The 5,007-nt window shown below is 47.2% G+C and carries 10 protein-coding genes; 1 reads left to right on the forward strand and 9 read right to left on the reverse strand.

The features are described 5' to 3' along the window. Window positions 1-217: 217 nt before the first annotated feature. The 3 genes from FS806_RS24880 to FS806_RS24890 form a co-directional block, all read right to left on the reverse strand. Complete coding sequence (locus tag FS806_RS24880) at window positions 218-589, reverse strand: rhodanese-like domain-containing protein (RefSeq protein ID WP_085170062.1); 372 nt, start codon at window positions 587-589, stop codon at window positions 218-220. An 11-nt stretch (window positions 590-600) separates the two neighbouring features. After that, window positions 601-867 (reverse strand): metal-sensitive transcriptional regulator, encoded by a 267-nt coding sequence (locus tag FS806_RS24885; protein WP_062494090.1) that lies wholly within the window; start codon window positions 865-867, stop codon window positions 601-603. 64 nt (window positions 868-931) lie between these two features. Beyond that, window positions 932-1,411 carry a DsrE/DsrF/DrsH-like family protein gene (locus FS806_RS24890; protein ID WP_127607633.1) on the reverse strand — a complete coding sequence of 160 codons (480 nt, stop codon included), beginning with the start codon at window positions 1,409-1,411 and terminating at the stop codon, window positions 932-934. Here FS806_RS24890 and FS806_RS24895 point away from each other — a divergent pair. Beyond that, window positions 1,403-1,702: a hypothetical protein gene (locus tag FS806_RS24895; RefSeq protein ID WP_144942023.1), complete on the forward strand. Its 300-nt coding sequence runs from the start codon at window positions 1,403-1,405 to the stop codon at window positions 1,700-1,702. The genes FS806_RS24890 and FS806_RS24895 overlap by 9 nt on opposite strands. Window positions 1,703-1,791: 89 nt before the next feature. Here the strand turns inward: FS806_RS24895 and FS806_RS24900 are convergent, their stop codons facing one another. From FS806_RS24900 to FS806_RS24925, 6 genes are all read right to left on the reverse strand, one after another. Further along, complete coding sequence (locus FS806_RS24900) at window positions 1,792-2,016, reverse strand: sulfurtransferase TusA family protein (RefSeq protein ID WP_062494096.1); 225 nt, start codon at window positions 2,014-2,016, stop codon at window positions 1,792-1,794. 24 nt (window positions 2,017-2,040) lie between these two features. Then, on the reverse strand, window positions 2,041-3,180 hold the full coding sequence (locus FS806_RS24905; RefSeq protein ID WP_144942025.1) for an MBL fold metallo-hydrolase: 1,140 nt from the start codon (window positions 3,178-3,180) through the stop codon (window positions 2,041-2,043). Between the two features lie 19 nt (window positions 3,181-3,199). Then, window positions 3,200-3,598 (reverse strand): DsrE/DsrF/DrsH-like family protein, encoded by a 399-nt coding sequence (locus FS806_RS24910; RefSeq protein ID WP_062494102.1) that lies wholly within the window; start codon window positions 3,596-3,598, stop codon window positions 3,200-3,202. Window positions 3,599-3,626: 28 nt separating this feature from the next. Continuing rightward, complete coding sequence (locus FS806_RS24915; protein WP_062494104.1) at window positions 3,627-4,205, reverse strand: sulfurtransferase TusA family protein; 579 nt, start codon at window positions 4,203-4,205, stop codon at window positions 3,627-3,629. Window positions 4,206-4,232: 27 nt separating this feature from the next. Next, window positions 4,233-4,553 (reverse strand): rhodanese-like domain-containing protein, encoded by a 321-nt coding sequence (locus FS806_RS24920; protein ID WP_062494107.1) that lies wholly within the window; start codon window positions 4,551-4,553, stop codon window positions 4,233-4,235. Window positions 4,554-4,569: 16 nt separating this feature from the next. Next, window positions 4,570-5,007 (reverse strand): sulfite exporter TauE/SafE family protein (locus tag FS806_RS24925; protein ID WP_260982255.1); only part of this gene is annotated, 438 nt, incomplete at its 5' end.

Consider the following 5,007-nt stretch of genomic DNA (forward strand, 5'->3'; position numbering starts at 1 on the left):
CAATCCAAGCAGGAAACGACTGATATTGACGCCGATTCGCTCGCTTCTTAATGCTGTAGAACTTTTGACTGTCCAGTTTCTTTAAAGATGTTTCCAAGGCGGCAATGGCATTCTGAACGTTCGCTGTTGTTTCTGCCGTATAATGAAACATGGCCGTTCCCCCAGTCAGTGTATTAACCCTAACGATAGTATGGTATCTTTTCCGGAAAAAACTCGTCTATTTTGTTAAAGGTCCGTCCCACGCCGTGATCCCGCCGTTCAAGTGAGCCACGTTACGGTATCCGCTCCGGCTCAGGATCCTACCGGCTTGCTTGCTGCGCATCCCGCTGCGGCAGTACAAATAGACAGGACTTTCTTTCGGAATCTCGCCTAGTCTCCTGTGAATCTGACTTAACGGAATGTTTACCGCTCCTGGAAGGTGACCCTGCTTAAACTCATGAACCTCTCTAACATCGATCAGCCTTTGCCCTTTGTATTCCTTCTTGAACTGCTCGATGTTCAGATTCCTCAATCCTTTCACCGGAGCGAATTGCTTAAACAGAAACCATGCTAAAAGAATAAATAATATGGCGTAAAAATAATAATTCATGACGGAATCACCTACCTGCTTTTGATCAATAGTTCCACGGCCTCCTGAACGAGTTTGCTCGTATCTTTGCCGGCTTCCTTTTCTTCAAGAATGCACTGCTCCAGATTGACCGCAACGATATAGGCAATGGCTTTGTCGACTGCGCTTCTGACAGCTGAGAGCTGGCTCACCACATCCTTGCAGTTTTTCTTTTCCTCCATCATTTTCAGTACGCCGCGTACTTGCCCTTCCACGCGGCGCAGTCTTCTTTTTACATCATCATCGTAATTCATATTCATCGTTATCCCCCATTTGCTTATACGTGTATAGGTATATTATAACCTAAATCCGGGGGAACTGGTCTTAAATAAACAAGTTCACTTTCGCGTCTGCAGCATCCCCCAAATAGGCTGCAACACCGGCATAATCGATCCCGTCGATCAATTCTTCTTTCCGCAATCCAAGCAAATCCATGGTCATTGTGCATGCAACCAGTTTAACTCCCTGCTCCTGCGCGAGCTCAATCAACTGAGGCAGGCTGAGCGCATTATGTTTCTTCATGACATGCTTGATCATTTTGGGACCGATTCCGGCAAAATTCATTTTGGAGAGTCCCAGTTTTTTCGCTCCGCGCGGCATCATTTTACCGAACATGTTCTCAAGAAACCCTTTCTTTACGGAAACAGGTGGATCTTTTCGAAGGGTATTCAATCCCCAAAAGGTGAAAAACATCGTAACTTCGTGATCATAAGCGGCCGCTCCGTTGGCAATGATGAAGGCGGCGATCGCTTTGTCCAAATCTCCGCTAAAAAGAACGATGGTGGTTTTTTCTTTTTGGCTCATATCTATCATCCTTTCTTTGTAAATCATACAGGTATGGGTATTAAAAAGCGAAAAAAATTAGTCATACTTGGTGCATACTTTCTTTTTACGTTGATCATAGGAGCTTCTTCCGGATATAGAAAAGCATACAATTCGTTCTATCCTGCACGCTTTCTTAAAATTTGCGCGGCTCAGCACTTCGCGAAGATTCACCGGCTTTGCCCCATTGTTTTTTCATTCTTTGCAATTTGGGGAAAGATATATAATAAAGACCTTGAACAGGCCCGTGATTTCGAATTTGGTAAGCAATGAAGGTTATTGCTGCAATAAACCAAATCATGTTTTCTTCCTTTCTTTTAGGAAGGAGATGCAGTGCCTGGAACCACATCCCCTTCAAAAACTTATCCTTTCTTTACGATAAACTTAAATACACCGTTGTCTTCTTTAGCTTCGATCAATTCATGGTTCGTTTGTTTAACCCATGCTTGGAAGTCGTTCATGGAACCTTTGTCGGTTGTGTGCAATTCCATGATTTGACCGGATTCGAGCGAATCGATTGCTTTCTTTGCTTTGACGATCGGCATCGGGCAAGCAAGACCTTTTGCGTCAACAACAATATCCGCCATAAGTTGAACCTCCTTCCTTACATTTTAACCGTGATGATGTACCGCGCAGCGGTTCGGTCCAATCTCGAGTTCGACCGCTTTTTCTGCATCGACTTGGAGTTCGCCCCGGTTGATGGCCACAATTTCTTCAAAATTTGGCGGTTTCTCCATGGAGACCGCGCTAGCCACTTGTTCCGTAAAGGCTTCTTGGTCGGCGTTTTGCATAATTTCGTTATTCTCGCGAATTTCACCGAATGTGGCCCCAACAATACCGTTATCGTTGATCTCCTGAATGTCGGCATAGTGAGCGGGCAGAACGAGACAATCGTCCGGGAGATCGCTCAGCTTGTTGAACACGGTATCGTACAGATCCATCGCCCATTCTTTTGCCTTGCCTCCAAGATCGGGTCTTCCCAAACCGCCGACAAAGATGGTATCTCCGGACATCAAGAACCGGTTGTTGATCAAGAAGGATGTCGATCCGGGGGTATGCCCAGGCGTGGGAATCGCCAAGACCTCCACATCAATTTCTCCGACTCTGATCCGATCATGCCGATCCAACGGCTCAAACTTCAAATTCGTATCCTTTACCTCCCCGGAAGAGATGTAATACGTTGCGCCGGTTTGTTCGGCAAGCTGTCGCCCTCCGGAAATATGATCGGCATGCAGATGGGAATCCACGACATGTTCAATCTTGAAACGATGCTGTTTTGCAAGTTCAAGGTAAACATCCACCTTTTGATTCGGGTCGATGATCATGCCTTTCCCTTCCGAAATGACGGCATAGGAGAGGCAGCCTTTAGACAAACGGTTGATTTGAATCAATTTGAACTTTTCGTCCATGTATACGATGGTCGGATGGTAGAACTGGCTCCAGGCCAGCATTCCGCCTTCCAACGAGTAGGTTTTATACCCTTTCTCCATCAACATTTCCGCTACAAAGTCGGAAGATCCGCCTTTTGCGCAAACGACGACCATTTCCGTATCCTTTGGCAGTCCGGCGTGCACCTGCTCATCCTCTTCCAGAAAGTTAAAGTACGGAATGTTAACGGATCTCACTTTTTTTCCTTCAATTTTCCAATCGTTATAATCTGTCTCGTTCCTTACATCGAGAATCACCACGTCTTCACCCGAATTCATTTTACGGTGAAGCTCTTCTGCCGTAATCAAGGGTACTTTTTCCATTCTTATTCTCCTTTCCCGCTTAAAAGTTCAGCGTCACCTGCGCGTCGAATGCAAAATCCAAAAATGCCGCGGCGCCGCCGAGTTCAATTCCATCGATAAAGTGCTCTTGGTCAAGTCCCATCACATCTACTGTCATTTGGCAGGCGATCATGCGGACACCCGATTCTTTGGCCACGTCCAGAAGTTGGGTTACTGTCGGAACATTAATTTTTTTGAAGCCTTCCGCCAGTCCTTCGTTACCCGGTCTGAGTTGCAGCATTTGCTCGGAATCCTTATGAATGATCGACAGTCCTTCAAAGGTAAAGAAGATAGCCACCTCAGCGTCCAGCGCCGCCGCTGCCGTTGCAATGTTCAATACTTTGTATGCAGTTTCAAGACCCCCGGAAGATGCGATAATCGCCACTTTTTTGTTTGCCATGTTTTGTTCTTTCTCCTTTACTCGATTATTATTCGTCGCTTTCTGTGGCCCCCTGCCACTGGGACATGCCTGGCACCACATTCTTTACTTTGGAAAATCCGCGCTCGGCAAGAATTTGGCAGGCCATATCGCTGCGGTTCCCCGTTCTGCAAACGACTGCGTACTCTTTGCCCGGATCCAGCTGACTCAGTTTTTCCTCCAGTTGTCCCAAAGGTACGGAAACGGCGCCGGGAATGCGCCCGAAGGCATATTCCGCAGGTTCTCGTACATCCAATACGCTGATGCTATCACCAGAAGTTAGTTTTTGATTTAGTTCCTCGTTACTCATGATGTGAGGGAATTTTATTTCCGTTTTTGTCTCGCTGTCCGATGCTTTTCTCAAGAAATGGCGGAAAACCCCGTTCTCTTCCTTCAGACCAATGTATTGATGGCCGGTGCGTTTAGCCCAGCCCTGCAAATCTGCGACGGAACCCTTATCGGTGGCCCGCACTTCAAGGACTTCCCCCGGCTGCATTTCATCGATGGCTTTTTTTGTTTTTACGACCGGCATCGGACATGCCAGCCCTTCGCATTCAAGGACGCGGTTCGTTTGGATTGCTATAGTCATTACAATCACCCTCCCGTTATAGAATGTTTATTTTCCGTATTCGATATCCCCGGTCCATTCGGACATGCCGCCTTGCATATTGACGACCTTATAGCCCATGGACTCGAGATATTCACACGCCAAACCGCTGCGATTACCGCTCCGGCAGATGACAATCGTTTCTTTGTCCGGATCCAATTCCTTGCGTCTTTCACCAATAGTACCTAGCGGGATATGCTTGGCGCCGGGAATATGTCCCGACTCCCATTCGTCTTGCTCGCGCACATCCAGTAAGTTCAATTTCTCCCCCTGCTCAAGCCGCTTTCGCACTTCATGGGGGAGGATAACTTTCGAATGTTTCCCAGCCATTTTCGTTCACACCTTGTTAAGTTAATATATCCACCCAAATCTTGATCACCGTTGCCGTAATGAGCGCGGCGAGAATCCATTGCAGCACCTTCACATTCATTTTCTTGCCAAGCTTGGCACCCAGCGGTGAGGCGATGATACTCGCTATTACCATCACCAGGGATGGAATCAACAGCAGGTGACCCCCCATCACTTTACCGACCGTAGTGCCAATCGAGGAAATGAACGTAATCGCCAACGATGAAGCGATAGCCACACGTGTAGGAATTTTTAGAACAACCAGCATGATCGGGACAGTGATGAATGCGCCGGCTGCGCCAACGATACCCGACAAAATACCCACGATTGCAGCGGCGATTGCTGCAACAGTTGTGTTGAACATGAAATCGGAATGTGGATAACTCAATCCTGTGGATAACCCGCCATCGCACCACGGAATGCCTGTTTCAATGAG

Origin of the sequence: Paenibacillus sp. 32O-W (assembly GCF_007679495.1) — a bacterium.
Taxonomy (GTDB): Bacteria; Bacillota; Bacilli; order Paenibacillales; family NBRC-103111; genus Paenibacillus_L; species Paenibacillus_L residui.

What these genes read in the sequence shown, in the direction of transcription:
- FS806_RS24880 (WP_085170062.1), bottom strand. Translation starts at nt 589, where the DNA reads ATGAATTATTATTTTTACGCCATATTATTTATTCTTTTAGCATGGTTT.
- FS806_RS24885 (WP_062494090.1), bottom strand. Translation starts at nt 867, where the DNA reads ATGAATATGAATTACGATGATGATGTAAAAAGAAGACTGCGCCGCGTG.
- FS806_RS24890 (WP_127607633.1), bottom strand. Translation starts at nt 1,411, where the DNA reads ATGAGCCAAAAAGAAAAAACCACCATCGTTCTTTTTAGCGGAGATTTG.
- FS806_RS24900 (WP_062494096.1), bottom strand. Translation starts at nt 2,016, where the DNA reads ATGGCGGATATTGTTGTTGACGCAAAAGGTCTTGCTTGCCCGATGCCG.
- FS806_RS24905 (WP_144942025.1), bottom strand. Translation starts at nt 3,180, where the DNA reads ATGGAAAAAGTACCCTTGATTACGGCAGAAGAGCTTCACCGTAAAATG.
- FS806_RS24910 (WP_062494102.1), bottom strand. Translation starts at nt 3,598, where the DNA reads ATGGCAAACAAAAAAGTGGCGATTATCGCATCTTCCGGGGGTCTTGAA.
- FS806_RS24915 (WP_062494104.1), bottom strand. Translation starts at nt 4,205, where the DNA reads ATGACTATAGCAATCCAAACGAACCGCGTCCTTGAATGCGAAGGGCTG.
- FS806_RS24920 (WP_062494107.1), bottom strand. Translation starts at nt 4,553, where the DNA reads ATGGCTGGGAAACATTCGAAAGTTATCCTCCCCCATGAAGTGCGAAAG.